Genomic DNA, 23,504 nt, shown 5'->3' with positions numbered 1-23,504 from the left:
GATCGCACCGCGTTCCGCACCGATCGCGGGCTATCTTGATAAAGCTCATAAGCTTTCCTCACTTCTTTTCTCCTTGCGGTTCAAACAGAATCTCCACTACCCGGTCAAAATTAGCGTAGGCAGGGGGGAAAAATCCTGCAACAAATTCCCCACTACGACTAGGTTAATTAAGCTATCAGTCCCCAGCAATCCCGCCAACAATCTAGCGGGTTCGGCTCGGTTATTGCCATTGAAGCTAAACAAAACATTCTCGCGATTACAGCCGATATCCGTCCCATTCACCGCACAAACCACCATCTCCCCATTGACTCGTCCTACAGTGAGATATAACCCACTGAGGCTATTTCCATTGTTATGCAATACTGCATTCAGTTGGTTCGACACCTGCTGACAGGTCGCCAGAGAGTCATCGGAACTCTGATAGCCTTGATTTCTCCAAGAAATCATCGACTCGGATACCGAACCATCAGTTCGGACCGCTCGAATCGCATAAAAGCTCTCCGAGGACTGGCATTCAAAGGACACCACTGAATTATTGGGGGATGATGCGATACTGCTGGGGGAGAGGAGTAAACTTCCTGGGGTTGCCAGTAAAAGGGCTGCAACCCATCGGCCCATTTTTTTCAGACTCATAATTCGGTTCTCTTTCCTGACTGGACCAATCCACTGAAATCTTGCCATTCCAGCTCGCCAAGCATCGGCGATTTCCAGCAAAATGCTTTGTACAACTTCCAAGGATAGGAGGATTAGAAGAGTTGATTGACTAAGACGTTTAAATCAACGTAGGGTTGTCCTCCCGACTCTTGAATCGCGCTCCCGCTCCCCACGACGCCAGCACTGGCCAGATTTCTTAACATTTGGCTCGGGTTGCGGCGGTTGGCATGGTTGAGGGTAAACAGCACATTTCTGGTATTACAACCGGCTCGGGTACTGCTCACAGCACAGAGGACCGCTTCACCATTGACTAATCCAGCGGTCATGTACAGTCCGCTCAAACTCTGGTTATTTTCCTGTAACAAGCTATTGAGACGGTTTGTGACCTCTGTACACCGGCGTTCCGGGGTGTATCCTGCTCCGCTAAATTCCTCGGTTTTCCAGACAATCATCGGGTCGGACACCTGTCCATTTTGGCGAACGGCTAGGGTGACGAAGAGTTGATCCTCAGAAATCTGACACTGAAAGGAACTCAGCGGTGCTGCAGACTGGGCGACAGATTTTTGGGTGCTGATTAGGGGAACAGAGATTGCTACAACGCCAGCGATCGCGACTTGTAATAGTTGTTTAAGATTCATGGGTTCCTCTCCTGTATAGACTAAATAGAATGACGTTTAAATGCTTCAAAATTATCCTGAATTTCACCCATCCATTTCTCCCGCCTTCCTCAACCCGAGGTTAACTTTTATGAAGCCCCCTCAAAAAATTTGTCCGCGAGGGAATAATCGCGATCGCCAGAGGGATTGCTCTATGGGGGAGGAAGGGCTTCTAAACCGCTGGATGTAACCCGGTAACTCTGAATCAGGCGGGTTAGGCTTCGATGACTCTATGACTCTCCAGCCCTCCACAAACGGAATATCTGGAAATCCACTCACCCCTAAATGCCCCCTCCCTGCTCGAAGACGGAAAACCTGTGTAAGGGTTTCGCTTTCTTAAAGTATGGGATTCAAGAGCGGGTCTCGTCATCCCCTGTAGAGCATCTACAATGGGTGCAATCCACATTGAGAGGTTCTCTCTAAAGGAGGATGCTATAAAGTCATTGATATGATATCAATCCTATTGTTCCCTAGATAACAGGAAAATGTGTGTAAATCTTTAGTAAAGCTACTGCTCTATGGATTCCATCTAAAAATTTTATATAACCCTGCCCTGGAAGGACCAATAAGCCAATAAGCCGGAAGGATAAAAACTGGATAAAGTTTTATCTCCAGAGCGGAAAGCTCTGGGGGAATGTTCCCCGGGTCCGGATTCTATGGACCCCCATGAGTCGGTTTAGACTTCTGGTTCCGGGAGCGCTGGGGTTGCGTGAAATTACGGATAAAAAACCCTCTATAGCTGCTCAGGACCCAGTTAAGACACCTGTTTTCTAACCGCTAAACCCATGCCCAAAAGGGTTAATTTGGGCTCCTTTAATTCAGAGGACCAGAAAGCGGCTTTCTAGTATTATTTTGTGGTGAATGGGTAGAGACTCGGTAAAAAAAATAGGGTTTTTAACCTTTAATGTCCTGACTCCCTCGCTCATCCGTATTTTAAAAGGTCGTAGAAATCAGCAATCCAGTTTTCAACCACACTTTTGGGCTTTCATCCATCAGTTTCATCCCCCAAACTGGGAGCCAAGATTCTAGGGATAGCCTAGATAAATAGTTCGGTTTCCCGTATCAGATTCGGTTATAACTGTAGGAAAAACTCTTCTTTTTTGAGAGTGCTATAAAAAACATCAAGCCGCTTAGACTTGGGCAGAAACGGAACTCATAAGCAGTTTAAATCATTGGTATAAGTGATTGGCATCAAATTGTTACTACTAATTCAGGAGCATTTTTTGCCCTCCCGAATTTTCCCTGGGATTGAGAGGGGGTATAAAGGGTTTCACGCAAAAGCCCATAGCTTTTGTCTATTTCCATCCTTTGGAGAGGGGAGTAGCTCTAGCTATGGGCGATCGCCGATCGGAACACCTGTTTTATTTGTTCTTTTCACCCAATGTCTGGTATTTTTGTATGATCTTTGCGCGGTTCACATCAACTAGACCCCATCCCAAGAGTAATCCAGTTCACCCTTAACCGTCTGCTCCCTGATGTTGATCATCCCCTGGAAACATTCAACTCAACCGATGGAGTTTATCCCCTCATTCCACAAACAGAGCGCGGGATTCAATGGGTTTGGTTTCTGTGGCTTCCGGAGCTTCTGGAATCTCGACAACTGGACCATTTAACGCAATCATCAACCGTTCGGAAGGTGTTGGGGCTTCTGTGGGAACTGTTGCCATTTGAGGGCTGTAGGTGCGATCTCGGAAAATTAAGCTCGATAGCCCCGCTAACACCAAGGCAGCGATCGCGACGCCACCCCATAAAACCCGCCGCTGACGCTGGCGATCGAGACGTCGGAACAAGTTCTGCACCGTTTCTTGCACGGGTTGTACCGCCGCCGGAACTGGCAAAACTTGCACACTTTCGCGGAGTTTAATCAAGTTCAAATAGAGGCGTTTCACCTCGGGATCGCGATCGAGCCACTCTTGAACCTGATGACGTTCGCTCTGAGTTGCCTCGCCATCGATATAAGCACTGACCAATTCAAATCGCCCCGCAGCAATTGCCACATCTTCACCTTCACAAACCACGGGAATTTTAGCTTCCAATTGTTCGAGGTGGTCAAGGCGACTAAAGACCCCATTGAGTAAGGCATCGACAGGTTGCGCCTCTAAGGGTGCTGGCAGGGAGACTAATTCCTGACGGAGGTTTAAGAGTCTCGAATGGACCTGTCTGAGGGAGGCATCATGGGAGAGCCAACTTTCGACTTGCTCCGATTCGGCGTGAGTTGCCTCACCATCGAGGTAGGCACTGAGTAGCTCAAATTGCTCGGAAGGAATCGCCGCAACGGCGCGATCGCCCACTAGAGACGTGACGGCTTCTTGTTGTTCGATTGCGTCAAGGCGACTAAAGACCCCATTGAGCAAGGCGTCTACAGGTTGCGCCTCTAAGGGTGCCGGGAGGGAAACTAATTCCTGACGGAGGTTTAAGAGTCTCGAATGGACCTGTCTGAGGGAGGCATCACTGGAGAGCCAACTTTCCACTTGTTCCGATTCACTCTGTGTTGTCTCACCATCGAGATAGGCACTGAGCAACTCAAATCTATCCGCAGGAATCGCAGCAACGGCGCGATCGCCCACTAGAGACGTGACGGCTTCTGGTTGTTCGATGGCGTCAATGCGACTAAAGACGCCATTGAGCAAAGCATCTACAGGTTGCACCTCTGACGGTGCCGGGAGGGAAACCCATTCCTGATGCAGGGTTAAGAGTTGCGAATGGACGTTTCGGAGTGCAGCATCACTGGAGAGCCAGCTTTCCACTTGTTCCGATTCAGTCTGTGTTGTCTCACCATCAAGATAGGCACTGAGCAACTCAAATCTATCCGCAGGAATCGCAGCAACGGCGCGATCGCCCACCCGAAGCGTGACGGCTTCTGGTTGTTCGATGGCATCAATGCGACTAAAGACCCCATTAAGTAAGGCATCTACAGGTTGCGCCTCCGACGGTGCCGGGAGGGAAGTCCATCCCTGATGCAGAGTTAAGAGTCTGGAATGTAAGTCTCGCAGTGAGGCATTACTGGAGAGCCAAGTTTCCACTTGCTGACGTTCAGTTTCAGTAACCTCATCATCGAGGTAAGCACTGAGCAGCTCAACGCGATCGGCAGAAATAGCGGCAACCGTGTGAGCCGTAACGATGGGGGTGACGGCTTCTGGTTGTTCTATTTCGTCAATCCGACTAAAAACACCCTTGAGCAAGACCTCTACAGGCTGGCTCTCCAGCGGTGCCGGGAGGGAAGTCCATCCCCGATGCAGGATTAAGAGTCTCGAATGTAAGTCTCGGAGTGAGGAATCATGTTCTAGCCAGCCCTCAACTTCCTGACGTTCGCTGTCAGTTACTTCGCCGTCGAGGTAAGCGCTGAGTAATTCAAATTTATCGGCGCACAGATCGTCGAGTTCGGCTGAATCTGGGGTCACGGAATTCCATAGTGCCATTGGCTGATTGCGATCGCTTAAGTTAAAAGATCGTGAACCCCCTAGGGCTGGTTTTTGGGGAGCGTGATGGGATTCATAGTTAGGATTCATGTCAACACCACCACCAAATCAAACTGGATAATGCACCCTGAATAATAATCACAACTGCAAGCTTGTTTAGTAATAATCATATCTGAATAGATTGGGCGTCTAACGTTGAAAATACAACGTTAAGTTACATGAGAAACTGGCGTTTAAAACACCGCCACCCGACGCCTAACTGTCCAAATAAGTTTGAAGTTGAACTTGCAGACGCTGACGGGCGCGGGCAATTCTGGATTTTACTGTGCCCAGAGAAACGCCGGTAATTTCAGCAATTTCTTCGTAAGCTAACCCTTCAATTTCCCGCAGGACGATAGTCGTGCGGAATACTTCAGGTAAATCGGCGATCGCGGCGCGTAATTGGTCGTAAAATTCGCGAGTGGTCAAGTCATCTTCGGGCCCGGGTTCATCCGCAGCTATTTCCCAATCCATCTGCCCATCCTCTAACATCCGAGGGGCATCTAAAGAGAGGGGGTCGCGCACCCGCTTGCGCTTCCTAAGCTCATCGTAGAACAAATTTGTGGCAATTCGGCTCAACCAACCCCGGAATTTAACCGGATCGTTTAACCGTTTGACATTCCGGTAAACCCGAATCCAAACTTCCTGTGCTAAATCTGCCCGGTCTTGCCAATCAGGAGCCAAGTGGTACAAAATTTTATCCACATGAGACTGATAACGGCGTAGCAGTTCAGCAAACGCAGAACGGTCAGGGCTCAGGCCCTCCTGACAGCGCAGGACTAAATCGTAATTTGACAGTTTATCTGGTTGCACTGAGGCTTGAGAATGATTGGCCTCACCCGTTTGCCAGGATGTAGAAGGAGTGTAACTCATCTATTAAAAACGGGTCGGAAACCCCGTCATTTACGGCGAGAATATGGAGAGTTTTTTTTCCTGGATATAATATCCGCTGGAACTCTCCGAAACCCCTAGGTGCTCTGTGTGCCGACCCCTACCCTGATGTTTGCCTTTTAGACGAGTCTGACAATTCAGACTTTCATATCATCCGAATTACGGGGGTATTCCTCAACTGTCTACCCAGTAACGGGATGATTGGCAGTGTCAGCGTTTAAGTTCCGGATGATTGCCCGAAGCCCCTTTCAGTCGAAAGGGTGCTGATGGGGTGGGAATGAGTTTTATAACATTCCAGGCACTGGAGACCCTTTTATCCTAGCAAAAGTTCCCGTTTCCGGGAGGTGGGTAAGTGGCACTTTTGGGTTTGTCCTTATGGGAGTGCAAGACTCCTGAACAGGTCAATTGTTTCCCCGGCTTTTTAATTTTCAGCGATCGCTCGTCAACATTCTAAGCCCACAGAGGCCTCTAAAAAACGGGTAGACCTCGGGAGCAAGATCCTCCCACGGACAAAGTTTTATAATAGACTTCTGGCAAAATTCTAAAAGCCCCCCTGAGTATGGGGGGTTGGGGAGAGCAATCCGTTATTTTGTAAGAGGTCTAATTTTCGGAGCTACCCATTTAGACCGACACTGGATTTCTAATTATTCCTCCTGGGTTTCACAAGCTCCAATACTAACCCAAGAACTAGAACCATCAGCCCAATGTTCTTTTTTCCAAATGGGGGCGTTGTGTTTGAGAGTATCGATCGCATATTGACAGGCTTCAAAGGCTTCCCGGCGATGAGGAGAACCCACCGCCACTAATACACTAATTTCACCAATTTGTAAGCGCCCAGTTCGATGAAAAATCACCACCCGCTTCACATCAGGCCAAGTGGACCGGATTGAGGCAGCAATTTGCTGAAAAATCGCCACTGCCATTGGTGCGTAGGCTTGATACTCTAGGGCAACCACAGGTTTCCCATCGGTTTGATTGCGAACCATGCCACTCATGACCACCACGGCCCCATTGCCAGGGTCATCAGCTAGAGCATAAACTTCCTGTAGGGAAAGGGGGGCAAAAGTTAGGGCAAAGCGATCGCCTTTTGGGGAAGCGCTCGCATCCGGGACCGGGGTTGATAACGTTGGGTTGGTCATGGTTAATGCACTTTTGTAAGGTCAGTGACAACTCAGTTTAAAATCCCCCCGTCCATTCTACTGAACCTTGCCGCCCCCCATCAAATACAGCAAAGCCATGCGCACCGCCACCCCGGAAGTGACTTGTTGAGAAATTAGGCTAAACTGGGGGTCATCCATCAGGTCGGAACTGATTTCTACCCCTCGATTCACAGGACCCGGATGTAACACTTTGACATTCGGGTTACAGAGTTTGAGGCGATCGCGGGTAATCCCATAGTGCTGATGATACTCCCGCAAACTCGGCAAGAGATGCTGGCTCATGCGCTCTTTTTGTAATCGCAGAGTCATCACAAAATCAGCATTTTCCAGGGCTTCTTCTACCGTCCAATGTAACGATAACTGACCAGCTCTGCCCACCCCCATGTCTGCAAACAGTTGCGGCAGGAGGGTTGGAGGTCCCGCCAGATGCAGTTCAGCCCCCGTAGCTGCCGTCAGACTCCAAATATTCGATCGCGCCACCCGCGAATGCAGAATATCCCCGACGATCGCAATTTTTTTACCCTGAAGCAGTTCCAGGCGAGGGCGCTCCCGATCCAGCAAGGAGCAGATGGTAAACAAATCGAGCAATCCTTGGGAGGGATGTTCATGTTGCCCATCTCCGGCATTGAGTACCCCCACTCGGGAGCCCAGTCGGTCCATTTCCGTGGCGATCGCCTGGGGGACTCCCGCCTCCCGATGGCGAATGACCATCAAATCCGTTCCCATAGCTAAATAAGTTTTAGCCGTATCCAAAATCGTCTCCCCTTTCGTCAGGGAAGAGGAGCCAGGAGCAAAATTCAGGGTATCTGCAGAAAGTCGTTTTGCCGCCAGTTCAAAACTGCTGCGGGTGCGAGTTGAGGGTTCAAAAAATAAATTAGCCACCACCTGCCCTTGCAGGGTCGGCACTTTTTTCATGCGTCGGGAGAGGACCTCCCCAAAACTAGCGGCAGTTTGCAGCACCGTATCGTATTCTGAAGAAACAAAATCAGCCAGAGAAATAATGTGGCGGCGAGTCCAGGTAGTAGCCATGCAAGAAGTTTATCACTCGAATTCTATCCTCAAAAAATATATAGCCCAGCCGATCCTTGGCATCACTCTCGTGATTTTATTGTCCGTGACGGGGTGTGGGACCCCACCGACTACCACGGACCCGGGGATGCCCTCATCCCCTTCCAATGGGGCGGTCTCTCCGGAACCGCAACAACCCCAGTCGGTGGCAATGGCGAACGTAACGATTTACGAAGCGGACCCCCAGTGTCAAGAATTGCTGCCCCAAACGGTGTCAGTTCCCAGCGATCGCCCGATTGAGGCAGCAGTGGGTCAAGTCATCCAAAATGCCGGGACGGTTGATTTTAATATCGTCGGTTATCGGGTCACCGTGGATAACACCACGGGAGTTGCCACGGTGGATCTGCGGGCGGATCCAAATTCTCAACGGCAATTTGTCTCTCTGTCTAGCTGTGAGCGGTTTTCCCTCTTCGGCAGTCTGGAACGAACCTTAACGGAAAATCCCCAGTGGCAGATCGAGACTGTGGAATTTACGGAGCGCGGAGAACCCTTGGATATTTAAGACTCACGCGAGTCCATAAACCGCGAAACCGGGTTTCTGAAGCGAGATTTGGGGCAGTCACTGACCCGGTTTCGGAGAAACCCGGTTTTTTTGTGGCGGTCCGCTTCTTCATTAAATCTTTAAAATTTGGAGACGGATGGACTGTTTGCCAAGTACCAACGCCAAAGCAAATCAGTTCCCAAGGAAATTCCTATCCGGGTGGTTTGAACTAAGCTAAGGGTTCCTTGGTCTAACTGCTGCTGAAATTCTGGGGTCCGATGTTCTAACCACAGGGGACCCCCAAGTTGTAAAGGGCGATCGTTCAAACTGCGATCGATTTGCAGGGTCCGACAGAGTTTCCCCGGTCCTGCAGCAATCCGAGATAACTTTTCGATCTTCTGGATCCCGGGGGGCATGACATCTAGTTGTAAGGCGCGAATCAGGACCGCACTGGCAACCCCTGGGCGATCGCAGACAATATTCAGGCAGTGGTACATCCCATAAATCAGATAGACATAAATCGTTCCCGGTAGCCCAAACATCGCCTGATTACGCGGGGTGCGGCCTCGGGAGGCATGACTGGCTGGATCTCCCGGTTGGTAGGCTTCAGTTTCTACGATTCTAGCCAGAATTCTTTGACCATCCGGGAGTTGCCGGACTAAAGCGCAACCAATTAAAGCCGGTGCGACTTCTGTGGATGGACGGGCCAGCCATTCAGGTTCTACAATAGTCATGTTTGGTTTCATTCATCCTGGTTTTGTTGTTAGTGGAAATTTATGGATATCAAATTAATTCTGCCAATTCTGAGCATTGTTTTTATCGTATCCTGCCTGTTTTTTGGGACCAAAAACGGCTTCTACGATTCTGATAACTATCATGGGAACGGATCAGCCCACTAATTTGCCTGAGTCCTTTCGATTGCCGTTTAAAAAAGACACCTGCCAAGGGTGTCTTTTTTGCGGCTGAATAACGGGAAAATAAGCGCTTGCCGGGACAAATCCGCGATCGCTCCCTTTCTCCCCCCTACCGGGTCTCGTCAAGTTTTGTAAAGGTATCCTGAAATACTTGACACCGACTTGCAAAACTGTAAAAATGAATACAGAATTTATAGATACGTTCATCTCTACCGGCTTTGCGAACTACCTGATTGTTAGGTCCCCGGCAGGGACGGAAGTAGGGAGTTGTCCCGAAGGAACGCGGCTTACTCAATCACGACACTGTTTTAGGAGTAGAAGACGCGCATGAAACTTACCTATCGTGGGATTAGCTATGAATCCAACCCCGTTCCCACGCCCAACATCACCCCCCTGGAACTGGCAGGTCAATATCGAGGCGTACACTGGCGGTTGAGCAATGCCCTAACGTATCCCATGGAAGAACCAACGGCGGAACTGATGTATCGCGGTGCCACCTATTCTACAGGCACTGCCCAGGTGGTTGTCAAAGAAAGCTATGAGACTCCCCCCTGCATTCCTACCGCACCTGTGGATCAATTATGGGTCGCAAATTTAGAGGAAAAAGCTCGGGCTTTGACCCTTTCCAATGGCCTTGCCATCAAGAAACGTCAACAGGCTATGCTCGGTCGAGTGGCCGCTGAAGTGGGACTGTCTAGCGATATTTCTAACTACTGGAATCGCATCCAAGGCAAAGTTCATCCCAGTTTCCGAGCTTCCTATTCCCGCAGTTCGGCTTCCTTAAGTTAATCAAAGATTCCTGAACTAGACTCAGCAATTTTTAACAGTTTTAAACACCCCTTTGGGGGTGTTTTTTTGTGCCCTCCAGTTCAGGATTAAGCGCTCAAGAGAGAGAGGGTAAAAAGCTGACAATCCCCGGAAATACAATCAGCAGAATCAAAACCAAAAGCTGAAGCAAAATAAAGGGGATGACCCCAAGATAAATATCCCGCGTTGTGATTTCCGGTGGGGCGATTCCCCTCAGATAAAATAAGGCAAAACCAAATGGAGGAGTTAGAAAAGAGGTTTGGAGGTTCGCGCCTAAAATTACGCCAAACCACACTAAATCTAAGCCTAATGTTTGGGCGACGGGGACAAATAGGGGAACCACGATAAATGCAATTTCAAAGAAATCGATAAAGAACCCCAGTATGAAAACCGTCAGCATACTGACGAACAAAAAGCCTGTGGTTTGCCCAGGCAAGTTAGTGAGTAAATCAAACATGAAACTATCCCCATGTAAGCCTCGAAAAATTAGGCTAAATGCGGTCGATCCAATGAGGATGAACATCACCATTGTGGTGGTTCGGAGGGTAATATCACAGACCCCTTGGACGGATGCCCAACTGAGTCTGCGGTTGGCCCCGGCTAGGACGACTGCACCCAATGCACCGACGGCCCCGGCTTCGGTGGGGGTAGCAATTCCAAAAAAGATGCTACCCAGAACCAGTAAAATTAACAGGGTCGGGGGAATCATCACCGTGACGACCCGAATTAACAATTTTGTCCCAGTCATGGTGCGAACTTCTGAGGGCAATGCAGGGGCTAACTCAGGCCGTAAAAAGGCAATAATGACCACGTGCAAGGCAAAAGCCCCGGCCATCATTAATCCGGGAATTAATGACCCGATAAATAAATCCCCGACGGAAACCCCTAACTGATCCCCAAGCACCACTAATACAACGGAAGGGGGGATAATTTGTCCGAGGGTTCCCGAGGCGGCGATTACTCCGGTTGCCAGTTGTTTGTTATAGCCATATCGCAACATAATTGGCAGAGAAATTAATCCCATCGCCACGACAGTTGCGGCCACAACTCCGGTGGTGGCGGCTAATAAGGCCCCGACTAAGACTACGGCTAGGGCTAATCCCCCGCGCAACCGCCCGAACAGAATCCCCATTGTTTCTAATAGGTTTTCGGCAATGCCGGATTTTTCCAGCATCGCCCCCATAAAGATAAAGTAGGGGATGGCGAGGAGGGTATAGTTTTCCATGATGCCAAAGATTCGCAAGGGCATCGCATTTAACAGGACTGGATCAAAAACACCTAAAGCCATCCCTAATAGACCAAATATGATGGCGACGCCACCGAGAGAAAAGGCGACGGGATAGCCAAAGGATAAGAGGACTAAGGCACCGGCAAACATGGCAGGGCCTAGCCATTGATAGTCATAACTCAGATTCATGACGTTCCTCGTGGGGGGGTAGCCAGCCTTGGAAAATCGCAAACTTTTTAATGGCTTCGGAAATTCCTTGGAGAATGAGCAGGAAGAAGCTGATTAGAATAACCGTTTTAATGGGGTAGCGGGGTAAGCCCCCGGGGTCTGGGGAAATTTCACCGATCGCCCAGGATGAAGCAATGGTATTCCAGGAGAAAAATATCACCAAAATCGAAAAGGGAATTAGGAATAACAGGGTGCCGATTAAGTCTAATAAGGCTTTCCATTTGGGTGACCAACTGCTATAGAAAACGTCAACTCGAACGTGCTCGTCATGCTTGAGGGCATAGGCTGCACCTAAGAGGAAAATCAGGTCAAAAATATACCATTGGGTCTCGATCAGGGCATTGGAGGTCAAGTTTTGACCCACTGCACGCCCCAGAAAGCGACCGATGACGTTCCAGACGCCCACGAGGACCATCAGCAGGACCAGCCAATTCAGGAACCGTCCGATATATTCATTCAGGCGATCGATCAGGGTGGATAGGCGTAATAGTTTATCCAAGGTCAGATCTTGTCTAATGAAGGAATGAACTGGAGATGATTTTATGCTGAATGGGGGATGAAATTATACCCGCGATCGCCATTACGCTGCGATCGCGGGTATTGTGGCGAACTGTGGCCTGTTGCAGTTGACACCGAACCCAGAAGTCTGTTCAATCAACTAGAGTCAGCTATTCTAACGGAGCAGAATCCTGGAAGAAGGCCAGGGCGACTGCACGGGAAACGGGAAGTAGCAGGGTGCCACCCTCTGGACATCCCGGCTCCGATGGGGGAGAGCCTCGCTCATCCTGCGACCTAGAATAGGGTAAGGATGGGTGCTATTTCTGGCTACCCTAGACTATCCCAGGCTTGAGAGACTAATTCACTCAGCCACCGCCGCTGATGTAAGTCGAGTAGGGAGTCGTCGGCTAAAACTTCTGCCGTCACTTCCTCTAAAGACTTGCCCTGCGCCCGTGCAATTTTTATCACCCCCGCGATCGCCGATGCCACTAATTCTTCATCAATGGGTTGTTGCCGCAGCGCAACCAGTTCTTGTGGATTCGTGGGAATGGGATAATTCATGGTTAATCCGCAGATCTCCTGGGTATCAATCAATATGATGAGTTTCTTAACTTTTTTTAAGGAATTTTAATTCTGTAACCGGAATCTTAGCGCACTTTTCCCCCTTGTCAACCCTATTTTTAGCCGATTTATCGGAGTAAATCTTGCTCATCATGAAAGAAATCCTCTATTTAGAAGTTCCCACACCGGATATCGAAGCCGTTCGGACTTGGTTGCACCAGGACTTCACTCCGGACCTTGGAAAAAAACTCCTTACTCGTGATGGCATAAGAATCGAATTTTGTCAAGAGCCAGACCCATCCAAACCTGGACCGGGAGGTGCGCCGGAACTCTCTATCTTTGCCTGGACCGTTCAGAGAACCGCCTACCTGAAAGTTTTCCGATGGTCTGAACGACCCATTGCACAGGAAAAACAAATCATAGCCCGGTTGACTCGCCAAATCAGAGATCGGTTTCCCTGCCACTATCCGGAACCCCCGGAAATCAACTTATCTAAACAAACTATCTTTGAAGCTTTAGCCTCGGATTACCCCCTCACGGTTAAATACTTTCAAAAAATACCCAATGGAGAATACGACCTCAAGCGAGTTTACTGGTGGGAACAACGATGGCGCGAAGGAGTGCGCAATCCCCAGCAACCCAAACAGGTGCTGTTTGAAAAACCCCAAAGTGAATCTGTTACACCTCCCCCCTACGATTTAATTTATATTGGCGGGGCCTTGGGGGTGATTCATGCTGCAGTCATGGCGCGACTGGGGTATCGGGTTCTGCTGTTGGAACGCTTACCGTTTGGTCGAATGAACCGGGAATGGAATATTTCCCGGGGGGAATTTCAAAATTTGATTGACTTGGGTTTATTTACCCCGGCAGAATTTGAAAGTGTGATTGCCTGTGAATATAAAAATGGGTTTCATAAATTCTTTGATGCCAACAATCCCCCCCAATGTAAAGCCGCAATTTTGCATACGCCTACGGTTCTGAATATTGCGATCGATGCGGAAAAACTGCTGAAACTTTGTGGCACAAAACTCCGGGAAGCGGGGGGAGAAATTTGGGATGAGACGGAATTTCTTACGGCTGAAATTGAACCCCAGCAAGCAGTGGTCAAGGCAAAACATCTCCCCACGGGGGAGGACCGAGTGGCTGGGGGTCGCTTGTTGGTGGATGCAATGGGAACGGCTTCCCCGATCGCCTGGCAACTTAACGGCAGTCGCACCTTTGATAGTGTCTGTCCCACGGTGGGGGCAGTGATTGCCGATGGGTTTGAACCTGGAGTTTGGGATTCGCAATATGGAGATGTGCTCAACAGTCATGGGGACATTTCCCGGGGACGACAACTGATTTGGGAGTTATTCCCGGCGGCGGGTTCTGAACTCACCTGTTATTTATTCCACTACCATCAGGTTCACCCCGATAACCCGGGTTCATTACTAGAAATGTATGAGGACTTTTTTACCATTCTGCCGGAGTATCGACGGTGCGATATCGATCGCCTAGAGTGGAAAAAAGCCACTTTTGGCTATATTCCGGGATATTTTAGTGTGGCAAGTCACGATCGCCGGGTAGCAGTTGATCGGTTGATGGCGATCGGGGATGCCGCGTCTTTACAATCTCCCCTAGTCTTCACCGGATTTGGTTCCCTGGTCCGCAATATGGCCCGGTTAACCACTCTGCTAGATACTGCCCTCAAACATGATTTATTGGAGTCGCGCCACTTAAACCAAATTCGCGCCTTTCAAAGCAATGTTGCCGTAACTTGGCTCTTTTCTAAAGGCATGATGGTTCCCACGGGTCGGTTCTTACCCCCCGAACGGATTAATTCCATGCTGAATACATTTTTTGGGGTCTTAGCGGATGAACCCGGACCCGTGGCTGATACGTTTATTAAAGACCGCGTAGACTGGCTGACTTTTCATCGATTGGCCCTGAAAGCCGCTTGGCAAAATCCCTCCCTGTTGTTGTGGATTTGGGAACTAGCGGGCCCGAAAGATATGCTGCGCTGGGTGGGCAGTTATCTGTACTTTACTCTAGTTTCTTTCTTGGGTTGGGTGTTGGGTTGGTTGCCTGGATTTGTCCGCAATATTCAACCGGGATTAGAACCCCGATTTCCTGGGTTATGGCTGTGGTTACTGGCTAAAAGTTATGCCCTAACCGATGGACTGGGACGCCCACAGGGTGAGTTAAAGCGCTGGAATCTGGGCAAAAAAAATCACACGGTAGAAGAAGGGGTGAGTGGTTAAAAATTGACGGGGATTTGAACCCCTTACAGGAGTAGATTTTTTCCGCTTAACTGCCTCTTGTCCCCTCCCCAAGAATCAGGGGAGGGGACAAGAGGCAGTTTATTTTTTATTGGAGAAACTGGGTAATTCTACCGCTGAGAAGGAGTTGCGTTTTTTCTGGGCCGATCGCACGGGATAGACGACGGGTGCAGGCCAAGGGGATGGGTTTGACCCGCCACTGGGGGAAGGGGTATTTGACTCTAAATTGGCCTGTAGCTGCCCCATTTGAGGGGGTTCCCCGGGCAATTGGATGGGGGAAGGAGTAGGGCTTTGGGGTTGTTGGGAGAAGGCTTTTGCTTGTAACAACAGTTGCACTTCGCTGTTGCCGGTGAGCAGGGGTTCGCGCTGAACAGGGGCGGGGGTTTGCTCGCCCTGGATGCTAGGGTCTAGGGTGCGATCGCCTATTCTGTCGGTTAAGGGAGAAACAACGGGGGCCGAGGGGAGATGCAGGGATAAGACGGGAGTCGCCGGGGCCAAAATCACCGGGCGATCGCGTTTGGGTTCTAAATGGGGCTTTTCAATCAAGGAGTCTAAATCTTCCCAGACGGGTTGCTGATTTTCCGAGTCTTTGGATGGGGTTTCGTTTTTAGGAGAAGGTTGCTCTGGGATAGTTTCCTGGGTTGGAATATGGGAGGGAAAGGGTTGTAAATGCTCTCCCCTGGCAGACAAAGGCAGGCGAATTTTTGATAAGTTGGCCCCAGATTTCACTTCGGGGACGGGTTGCTGCCTGGGTTCGGTTTGATCGGAATCCGCAAGGGACCAAGGTTTGATGGGGTCGGCTTTCGGGAAGAGGGTGGTGTTGGCGGGATTCGGGTTGGCGATCGCTTCTTTTGCGCCTGTTTCGACAACCTCCGTGGGTTCTTCTAGGGTGGACTGGCGCAGGGAGGCGATCGCACTGGCTTTTTCTAGCGGGGTCTCAATACATTTTTCCAGGGCCGCTTTAAATTGCAAGGTGTGGCGTTGCTGGCGATGCAGGCGAGCTCGCAGGTCCTGACAGGCGGTTTGGGTTTGAACTAAAATCTGGGATTGTTCGTGATAGCGTTGCTGGGTCAGGGCGCATTCCCGTTCCAGTTGTGCTCTAATTTCTTGGCTGATTTGCAGTTGAGTCCCTAGGGCGGCGATTTGTTGTTGCTGCTGTTGGATTTGTTTGGTCGCTGAGTGGATATGTTCCGATAACTGCTCGATTTGTCCGGTGATACTTTTGAGTTCTAGGGTACGCCGGTCTAATAGTTTTTGGCGATCTAAGGCTTGCGATCGCTGCTGTTGCAAGGATTGTCTACATTCATGCAGCAGGGTTTCGAGTTGTTCAACTCTCCCATCGAGTTCCAAGTTTTCCTGTTGCAGTTGTTCTAAAAGTATCGCTTCTGGTGACGCTGCTGAGGAGAGGGTGGGGGCGTTGATGCGGGCGATCGCCTCCCCAATCGATTCTGTATTTCTCAGGATCGCGGCGCTTCGTTCTTCTTCCTCACTGTTTACCAATAAGGCATCAATACTGATGGCATAGGGAAATTCTACCGTTTCCCAGTCTTCTTCTGGGCCTAAATCCTGGGATATCTCCGGCTTGACAATGGGCTCCGCCGGTTGAAACGCCGGTTCTATCTGCCTCAATTCCTGGGGTGCGATCGGTTCCTTTTTATTGTTGGTGGGATTTTCAGCGTCACTCATTACTTTCCTTGGTAAACTAAATACAGTTTAGACTCCAGTTGAACTCCTCATGGAGGCTATCAAACCTAGAGGAAAACAACGGAATTGGGCCTGGGAATCCGAATTTTAATGGTCCTGAGAAACCTGAATTAGAGGTCAATCCTTTATGAACGTGATAGCCATTTTTTGATTCCCTCTCTTTTTCAACTCTGTGTTTTTTATTTTATAACTTATGACTGTGAAATTTGTGAAAAAGAAAACAGTTCGCGATTTTAAATTTGCCGTCATCAGCGATCCGCACGTTGCGGTCCCAGAAACGATTTTAGATCACCTCAGCCGGTTTCATTTGGTTGAAGTGAGTATCCCGGCTTTAGAAGCTGCCCTGGCCCATTTAGCTCAACTGGATATTGATTTTTTACTCCTACCTGGGGATTTAACTCAGCATGGAGAACCGGCTAATCATGAATGGTTAGCAGACCGCTTGACAAAATTGCCATTTCCTGCTTATGTCATTCCCGGAAATCATGATGTGCCGGTGGCGATCGCGGATAAAAAGTCGATTGGTTTGGCCGATTTTCCCTATTATTATCGTCAATTTGGTTATCAAAATCCCGAGCAACTTTACTACAGCCATGAAGTCTTACCTGGAGTTCGGCTCATTGGTCTTAATTCTAACCAATTTGACGGAAATGGCAAGCAACTCGGGCGGATGGACTTACAGCAATTGCAATGGTTGCAAGAGGTATTGGATCAGGTTACTCCCGATGAACAAGTGATGGTGATGATTCACCATAATGTTTTAGAACATTTACCGGGACAATCCCAACACGCGATGGGACGGAGGTATATGTTAGACAATGCACCCACTCTGGTGGAAATGTTGCAGGAGGCAGGGGTACAGCTTGTGTTGACGGGACATTTGCACGTCCAGGATGTAGCCTCGGATCATGGCATCTATGATATCACGACCGGCTCTTTAGTGAGTCATCCTCACCCCTACCGAGTGTTTCACTATCGCACGGATATCGAAGGTCAGCATTTTTTAGATATTCGCACCCATCGCATTGAGTCGGTCCCGGGATGGCCGCAGTTACTGCAACTGTCGCGAGAGTGGATGGGCGATCGCTCTCATTCGTTTATGATGCAGTTACTCATGGCCTCCCCGTTAAATCTGCCTCAGTCTCAAGCGGAAATTCTCGCCCCAACTTTACGCTATTTTTGGGCGGATATTGCTTGTGGAGATGGGAGTTTTGATTTTCCCGAGTTTCCCCCCCAGGTCCGCCGCTATTTTCAGACCTTTAGTGCAGGGGGAAATTCCCAAAATGGCGATCGGGCTTCTTCACAACAACCTCTGGCGATGGACAACCACGGAACCCTAGTCTTGTCGAAATGAGTCTGTCTATAAAAACCCGCACCCTCAAGGGTCTGGCTCCACGGACAAAGCCTGCCTACGCAGGCTGAGGAGTAAAGTAAATCTCTGACAACCGGATGGAGTATCAGACCAAATCCAGTTGTAAAAAGTTGGTTTTCGGTTTTAGCCCGCGCAGGCGGGCTTCGTCCGTGTAGCCCCACCCTTGAGGGTGCGGGTTTTTATAGACTCTACACAGAATCCGCCGAGGAACCTACTTTTTAGGGAAAAGCAGTTCATCGGCGGATTTGTTAACCCTAGAATCCTGTATTTCTGGTACAGAAACCTAGTTTCTTGTCCTAGCGAGCAATAGCAAGGGACTCTCGCATCTGAGACAGCATGGGGGTGACTGCTTCTAGTAAGCTGGTCATGCCTTCAACTTCGTTGATCAGATTGGCGATCGGCATTGCCTCAGATTCAGAAGCATTATCCGAGAGATTGTCCAACTCTTCCAGCAACAAAGGTAGGGACTGCCGCAGACTTTCCACAGAAGTCATCGATGGATTTAATCCCGTCGCATTCAGTCCGCCACCAACTGGGAGTAAGGATTGGAACTTGGAGGATAATTGGTTCAAATCGGTTTCCACCGCTGCGACTTGGTTTAAGAACTGCTGACGTTTGCCTGGGTCAGAAATTCCCTCAGCAACGCGATCGGCATTTTCTCGCAACACTTCCGATGTAGAAGCTGGGACGATTTCCATCGTTCCGCCATCGCTGAGAATATTAAAGGTGAACGGTTCCGGTCCCACGGGATTTTCCTCATAGAACGCCACCGCTTCGGGATCGAGAATCGCACCCATTGTAAAATCAGCGGTTTCGGTATTAAACCCAACTTTCAAGGGGAAAGCGATCGGGTTTTCTGGATCGACTAAGGGCGTTAAACCCGTGATGGTAAACTCTTTGACGCCACCACCGGGAAACTGGGTAAAATCTACCGAGTCGCCAGGACCAAATTCACCCAGTTCTTGACCGTTGACAGACACGGTAAACGGATTGGGGAAACCTGTGGGGAAGTCTTGAATCTCCGTAAACAGAGAATCCGAGTTCATGGTGTAGCGGAATCCTTCAGCGATCGGAGGGTCAACCCAGGCCCCTGTGACGACGCCCACGAAGCTAAAGGCTCCATTTGCCATCCCACCAGGTAACACAGGGTTATTTTGAGAGGAACCCGGAGAAATCCCAGCGAGGCTAATAAACACGCGCTGATTGCCGATGCGCACGAGCATTCCGCCCCAGCTACCCCAGTTCCAACTTGCTAAAAGGCGCACGCGACCCTGAGCCTGTTCGCCTAAGTTGAGCAATGCAACGAGGGTCCCAATACCATTGCCCCGTCCATTGTTACCTGAAGGCACCAGCATGACAAACCGTTGAGGTCCTAGAGGCAGTTCCACAATTTGAATCGCGGGGTTTTGGGGACCCCCTGCTCCGGGTCCAGGGGTTGGTATCGGAGTATTTCCCGTGGAATCCGATTGATTCGTGGAAACAGGAGCAGATTGTTGGGGTCCGGGCTGTTGGGCGCTTGGCAGTGGGGGTAGAGGTGTGGGTTGAGGAGCAGCAGATTCCTGAACGGGTGCGGGTTCCGGGCTAGAAACCGGCTCGATAGTCGGAGGCGGAGTAGGTGTTGCCGTTGGAGTTGGCGTTGGCGTTGCGCTGCTTTCCCCGCCAGGGGTCGGCGTCAGAAACGCAGTCATGTTCGCCAAATTGCTGTCGATTAAAATGCGGGTAATCGAGACGGTAATTTCTCGAATAATCGTACCCCCGCCGCCAATGACTCCCCCGGTACTATCGGATTGGTTGGTAATAATGGTGGTGGTGACTTTGATATTGGAGTTGCTATTGATTATGGTGCTGGAATTTCCACCCCCGTCGCCGGTAATATCGGATTGATTGGTTTGTGCTTGGACTGAACTCGGGGCAATCAGAGTGGCCGCTAGGGAAAATCCGAGAGGCAGACTTAGAAACAGACCAGTTTTGAGTAAGAAATAGAGAACTTTCACGTTCACCCTCCTGAATTTGGGTTAAAAAAAGGACATTCCGTAGCCAACTCCTAACGTAAAGCGAGTGCCATCCCCGGCGGTTCCGGTGATGTCGCTGAGGGTTGGGGTAATCACAAGGGGCAGGTTGCGAAAGGGCAAGACTGATGCTCCAATGTTTAAGTCTTGGCCGGTCCATTCGGTGAAAACGCTGACCGGGGGGATGACTTGCACGGCAACGCTACCAAATACGCCGATGCTCCCTTCGTCGTCTTGCACTTGGTCTTCGGTGCGAAAGCGTCCGTTCCCGACTCCGGCAGAGACGGACAGTCGGCTAAAAGGGTCTTGGCTATTTTCGCTGAGGCGAAATCGCTTGCTGACGACTCCATAAAGGCTGGTATCGGCATCGGAAAAGCCCCAGATTAAGGCGTTTTCCAGTCCCACTGCGACGGCCAAGTCACCGGGAAAGGCACGGTGCGCTTTGAAGTTAAAGGAGCCGCGTTCGCCAAAACTTCCGCGATCGTTGATGCTGGATAAGTCCAACAGGGTTACCCCGACATCTAACCCGACGACGTTCTGGGGGTCTCCAAAACTCATGACGAGTCCGGTGGTGCCATCGCTTTCGTCGGTGTACCGGGTTCGCTGTTGATAGCTAAAGCCAACTCCCACGCTGCCAAAGCGTCCCCCATAAGCGGTGGGGGTATTGGAACTGGTTCCTGGTGCGCCCAGATAGATTTGTTGCAGTGGCACTTGTTGCAGGGTTTGTAGGCGCTGCTGGAGTTGCTGGGTTTGTGCTCTGATGTTTTGCCCGGTGGGATTATCAGAGGTTTGGGAAATCATCTCCGGATCCCTCCAGGATGATTCTGTATGATTGGGTGCAAGGGGTAAACCCAGGGTGGGAGTTGTCGGGCGATCGAGTAAGCAGGCTTGACAGTCCTGGGTGAGAGGGTCAAGGTCTAAGGGACTTAGGGTTTGAGCGATCGCGCCGGTAGCCCACCCCAGAGGCCCTAATAATGCGATCGCGAGAATCGCCGGTTGGACAGGGCAAATCTTCATATAATTTTTGATGAGGAAACTTGCTCATTTGTTTCCCATTGGATTGTCTGGAAATCGGTGTCACCCGCTTAGGTTTGCATTAAAGAGGGATGGTTTACAGACAAATCCATTGAATGGGATGGATGGGAAAAAAAGCCACAGATCCATTAACTGGATGCCAATCCTAGAGTTTTTTTATTTTTTTAAACTTAAACTCCCGGATCAATGCGGGTTGCGTAGACGAAGCTGAAATTAGCAAAATTTTTATCTGCTAATCGCTAACATACCACAAAAGAAATGGACCTAATGTAATTTTTTAACCTGAAAATTTTTGTTAATTTTTATCTCCTCAATTTCCGTAAATTTAGGTAGTTTTTCTTTTTTTATCCCGAGTATAGAGACTTAAAAAAGTAAAAACTTCCCCCGACATAGTGTCGAAACCCTTTCGGGTTCTTAATTTTCCAACTTCCCTTTAGAAAAGAGGTGAAAGAATTGCTGCAATGGGCCGCAGTTGCTTTCCTTATAAGGAAGGCAATAAGGGTCAGCCCAAGTTAGCATTTAAGAAATCGATAACGGCAATGGCGTTTCCCCGAAGGGGTGAGCGAACACTCTGTTAATCGATAGCTTTTAGAGTGGGTGACATATTCCAAATACGGACGTGTATCCATGAAGGAAGGTTCCACCCCCCACTGGGCCAATTTCACCGTTGCAAAAAAAGCCACTCACGGGGATGTTCCCGACATATTGCCTAAACAGACGAGAGTCAAAATCAGGCTCACCATAAAGCTGTTCACCGCGCCCGAGACAGGCAAACATTAATGCTCCTACGGAAGAATTTGCCGCAGAAAAATTACTCTGATACCGTTGCAGGAGCATTTCTAGGTCTTCCGCAGAGGTTTGGGCGTCCCGCAGGTGGAACTGGATGCGCTGGCCCGGACGGAGGCGATCGCCGATGGCTATGGCTCCTTCTCTGGGGTCCACCCCCAACACATTGCGGATTAAAAAGTCCCCCTGTTCCAATTCCTCTTTAAATTCATTCCGGGCAATGCCAATAAACAAGGAATGCTGGGCCAACTGCCGGTCTGATTCGCTGAGGCTTTCAATCACGGTTTTGAGGGCTTCTAGGGGTCTTTGGGATACCCCCGAACCGCAGGGTTCGGCATCTAGGGCCAGGAGAATATTGCGCTCACACTCTTTGACTGTAAAGGGATGCCCAATGGGTTTACAACCCTGAGCAACTATGGTTTCTAAGACTATATTCCCACTCAAAGCCACCCCAACGGCTCCTTCTCGATAGAGGCGATCGCCGCTAAATAATGCAATGGTGTTTCCCATTGCTCCCCCGCTGGCTAATCCCCCAACTTTAGCTGACCCTGGGTAAGCAAAATCTAGCCCTTGCAATAAGTCATTAATTTTTGACGTAAACGGATCCGCCAGCAGGATAAAGTGGGGGTGACTGCTCGCGGGGACCCCAATGGTCTCCACCCAGGCATCGGGAGGACTATCTAAGTCCGGCAGTTCTTCCCCATGCAGATGAAAGGCTTCGACTTTGACCCCGGGCAAACAAGCTAAGGTTAGACTCAAGGCGGGCTGTTCTTCGAGTTCTCGGGCGGCGAGTTGTCCATCCATGCCAATAATGCCGCTACCGGAACAGCCAATGAGAACGGGTACTCCTAACTGCTGTTGCAGTAAGGGCATCAGCCGGGAATATTCACTGGCAAAAGCTGAGGAAATAAACACAAAGCCAAGATCGGCTGGGGCTGATAATAGCTGCTGCGATCGCTCTACGACCTCGAATACTGCCCCTTCCAATGAAGGACGGGTTGACAATGCATTTGCCCACTTCATCTGGTCTGCCACGGGTTCCACCTTTTTGAGAGAGTGCTAAAACTTTGAGTGTTAAAGATATTTATTTTTTAGCTGATTTTGAGGGGTTGCCACCCGCCCCGATGCAGGTGTAGGACCCACCTGCTCTGTGGCGATCGCCCCCTCCAAGCCCAGATCTGCACGGCTATCGAGGCTTGTGTTAAAATAATTTAACATTTCTAGGGAAGAAGACAGTAGAGTATCTCCGAAGGGGGGAGGACTGGGTAAGACCGCAGAATCTTAAAAAATAACAACGGATACAATGCTACCGCTCGGGTTTCCTGTATCTCTGGTAAAAGAAATTAGCGTTCTGTCCCAACCGGGCCCCTTCTGTGGTCCCCTATTGGTCCCTGACCCTCTACTAGACCCACTCCAAGAAGTTAGCGCTAAGATTGAGCGGAAACCTTTTCCATAGTGCCAAAAGTGCCCAAGTTGTTGAGAAAACAAAAGTTATGAGCAATATCAAAGAACAAATCGAACAAGAGCTTGAAAATGCTCGCGCTGTCTGCGATACCAGCGGAGCCAACTCCCAAGAGTGTGCTGCCGCCTGGGATGCGGTTGAAGAAGTGCAAGCAGAAGCAGCCCACCAGCGCCAAAACAAACCCAAGAGCTCGTTAGAGAAATATTGTGATGACAACCCGGATGCTGCTGAATGCCGGATCTATGACGAATAAATAAGAATGCAGCCAGGGAAT

21 protein-coding genes and 1 riboswitch are annotated in these 23,504 nt (G+C 49.8%); of the genes, 6 read left to right on the top strand and 15 right to left on the bottom strand.

Features of this window, described 5'->3' with window-relative positions; translation table 11 throughout:
• Nucleotides 1-96 precede the first annotated feature (96 nt).
• From NG792_RS18855 to NG792_RS18830, 6 genes are all read right to left on the bottom strand, one after another.
• On the bottom strand, nucleotides 97-633 hold the full coding sequence (locus NG792_RS18855) for a COP23 domain-containing protein (RefSeq protein WP_261201704.1): 537 nt from the start codon (nucleotides 631-633) through the stop codon (nucleotides 97-99).
• A 113-nt stretch (nucleotides 634-746) separates the two neighbouring features.
• Nucleotides 747-1,292: a COP23 domain-containing protein gene (locus NG792_RS18850; protein ID WP_261201703.1), complete on the bottom strand. Its 546-nt coding sequence runs from the start codon at nucleotides 1,290-1,292 to the stop codon at nucleotides 747-749.
• 1,544 nt (nucleotides 1,293-2,836) lie between these two features.
• Nucleotides 2,837-4,819 (bottom strand): anti-sigma factor family protein, encoded by a 1,983-nt coding sequence (locus NG792_RS18845; protein ID WP_261201702.1) that lies wholly within the window; start codon nucleotides 4,817-4,819, stop codon nucleotides 2,837-2,839.
• A 165-nt stretch (nucleotides 4,820-4,984) separates the two neighbouring features.
• A complete protein-coding gene (locus NG792_RS18840; RefSeq protein ID WP_261201701.1) occupies nucleotides 4,985-5,641 on the bottom strand; it encodes a sigma-70 family RNA polymerase sigma factor in 657 nt (218 codons plus the stop codon).
• 662 nt (nucleotides 5,642-6,303) lie between these two features.
• On the bottom strand, nucleotides 6,304-6,798 hold the full coding sequence (locus tag NG792_RS18835) for a molybdenum cofactor biosynthesis protein MoaE (protein ID WP_261201700.1): 495 nt from the start codon (nucleotides 6,796-6,798) through the stop codon (nucleotides 6,304-6,306).
• Between the two features lie 57 nt (nucleotides 6,799-6,855).
• Nucleotides 6,856-7,848 (bottom strand): aspartate carbamoyltransferase catalytic subunit, encoded by a 993-nt coding sequence (locus NG792_RS18830; protein ID WP_261201699.1) that lies wholly within the window; start codon nucleotides 7,846-7,848, stop codon nucleotides 6,856-6,858.
• Here NG792_RS18830 and NG792_RS18825 point away from each other — a divergent pair.
• Nucleotides 7,847-8,389, top strand: coding sequence for a GerMN domain-containing protein (locus NG792_RS18825; protein WP_261236394.1), 543 nt, complete (start codon nucleotides 7,847-7,849; stop codon nucleotides 8,387-8,389). The two genes, NG792_RS18830 and NG792_RS18825, sit on opposite strands and share 2 nt — an antisense overlap.
• A gap of 119 nt (nucleotides 8,390-8,508) precedes the next feature.
• Here NG792_RS18825 and NG792_RS18820 read toward each other — a convergent pair whose 3' ends face one another.
• Nucleotides 8,509-9,102 (bottom strand): DNA-3-methyladenine glycosylase, encoded by a 594-nt coding sequence (locus NG792_RS18820; RefSeq protein WP_261201697.1) that lies wholly within the window; start codon nucleotides 9,100-9,102, stop codon nucleotides 8,509-8,511.
• Nucleotides 9,103-9,144: 42 nt separating this feature from the next.
• On the opposite strand from NG792_RS18820, the gene NG792_RS29175 reads away from it, so the two are divergent.
• Together NG792_RS29175 and gifA are read left to right on the top strand one after the other, a co-directional pair.
• Complete coding sequence (locus NG792_RS29175; protein WP_494337210.1) at nucleotides 9,145-9,267, top strand: DUF8629 family protein; 123 nt, start codon at nucleotides 9,145-9,147, stop codon at nucleotides 9,265-9,267.
• Between the two features lie 213 nt (nucleotides 9,268-9,480).
• A riboswitch (Glutamine riboswitch) is annotated at nucleotides 9,481-9,569 on the top strand.
• Between the two features lie 40 nt (nucleotides 9,570-9,609).
• Nucleotides 9,610-10,071: a glutamine synthetase inactivation factor IF7A gene (gifA, locus tag NG792_RS18815; protein WP_261236393.1), complete on the top strand. Its 462-nt coding sequence runs from the start codon at nucleotides 9,610-9,612 to the stop codon at nucleotides 10,069-10,071.
• A gap of 94 nt (nucleotides 10,072-10,165) precedes the next feature.
• Here the strand turns inward: gifA and NG792_RS18810 are convergent, their stop codons facing one another.
• From NG792_RS18810 to NG792_RS18800, 3 genes are all read right to left on the bottom strand, one after another.
• The gene (locus NG792_RS18810; protein ID WP_261201695.1) at nucleotides 10,166-11,506 is read right to left on the bottom strand and encodes a TRAP transporter large permease; all 1,341 of its coding nucleotides are present in this window, start codon (nucleotides 11,504-11,506) and stop codon (nucleotides 10,166-10,168) included.
• A complete protein-coding gene (locus NG792_RS18805; protein WP_261201694.1) occupies nucleotides 11,490-12,044 on the bottom strand; it encodes a TRAP transporter small permease subunit in 555 nt (184 codons plus the stop codon). The genes NG792_RS18810 and NG792_RS18805 overlap by 17 nt, the downstream gene beginning before the upstream one ends.
• Before the next feature lie 326 nt (nucleotides 12,045-12,370).
• The gene (locus NG792_RS18800; protein WP_261201692.1) at nucleotides 12,371-12,604 is read right to left on the bottom strand and encodes a hypothetical protein; all 234 of its coding nucleotides are present in this window, start codon (nucleotides 12,602-12,604) and stop codon (nucleotides 12,371-12,373) included.
• 152 nt (nucleotides 12,605-12,756) lie between these two features.
• On the opposite strand from NG792_RS18800, the gene NG792_RS18795 reads away from it, so the two are divergent.
• Entirely contained in the window at nucleotides 12,757-14,844 is a 2,088-nt protein-coding gene (locus tag NG792_RS18795; RefSeq protein ID WP_261236392.1) for an NAD(P)/FAD-dependent oxidoreductase, read from the top strand.
• 99 nt (nucleotides 14,845-14,943) lie between these two features.
• On the opposite strand, the gene NG792_RS18790 is transcribed toward NG792_RS18795, so the two are convergent.
• Nucleotides 14,944-16,548 (bottom strand): hypothetical protein, encoded by a 1,605-nt coding sequence (locus tag NG792_RS18790; RefSeq protein ID WP_261236391.1) that lies wholly within the window; start codon nucleotides 16,546-16,548, stop codon nucleotides 14,944-14,946.
• Between the two features lie 211 nt (nucleotides 16,549-16,759).
• Here NG792_RS18790 and NG792_RS18785 point away from each other — a divergent pair, with 211 nt between their 5' ends.
• Nucleotides 16,760-17,920: a metallophosphoesterase family protein gene (locus NG792_RS18785; protein WP_261236390.1), complete on the top strand. Its 1,161-nt coding sequence runs from the start codon at nucleotides 16,760-16,762 to the stop codon at nucleotides 17,918-17,920.
• Between the two features lie 314 nt (nucleotides 17,921-18,234).
• Here the strand turns inward: NG792_RS18785 and NG792_RS18780 are convergent, their stop codons facing one another.
• The 4 genes from NG792_RS18780 to NG792_RS18765 form a co-directional block, all read right to left on the bottom strand.
• Complete coding sequence (locus NG792_RS18780) at nucleotides 18,235-19,932, bottom strand: hypothetical protein (protein WP_261199027.1); 1,698 nt, start codon at nucleotides 19,930-19,932, stop codon at nucleotides 18,235-18,237.
• A 21-nt stretch (nucleotides 19,933-19,953) separates the two neighbouring features.
• Nucleotides 19,954-20,964, bottom strand: a complete 1,011-nt coding sequence (locus NG792_RS18775; protein ID WP_261236389.1) for a hypothetical protein — start codon at nucleotides 20,962-20,964, stop codon at nucleotides 19,954-19,956.
• Nucleotides 20,965-21,570: 606 nt separating this feature from the next.
• Entirely contained in the window at nucleotides 21,571-22,791 is a 1,221-nt protein-coding gene (locus NG792_RS18770; protein ID WP_261199029.1) for an FIST signal transduction protein, read from the bottom strand.
• A gap of 51 nt (nucleotides 22,792-22,842) precedes the next feature.
• Nucleotides 22,843-22,986, bottom strand: coding sequence for a hypothetical protein (locus NG792_RS18765; protein ID WP_261199030.1), 144 nt, complete (start codon nucleotides 22,984-22,986; stop codon nucleotides 22,843-22,845).
• Nucleotides 22,987-23,261: 275 nt separating this feature from the next.
• Between NG792_RS18765 and NG792_RS18760 the strand changes: the two genes are divergently transcribed.
• Nucleotides 23,262-23,483: a Calvin cycle protein CP12 gene (locus tag NG792_RS18760; RefSeq protein ID WP_261199031.1), complete on the top strand. Its 222-nt coding sequence runs from the start codon at nucleotides 23,262-23,264 to the stop codon at nucleotides 23,481-23,483.
• Nucleotides 23,484-23,504: the final 21 nt, after the last annotated feature.

Origin of the sequence: Laspinema olomoucense D3b (genome assembly GCF_025370785.1) — a bacterium.
GTDB lineage: Bacteria > Cyanobacteriota > Cyanobacteriia > Cyanobacteriales > Laspinemataceae > Laspinema > Laspinema olomoucense.
The sequence above is the reverse complement of the archived record's forward strand: the minus strand, read 5'-3'. Positions and strand labels throughout refer to the sequence as shown.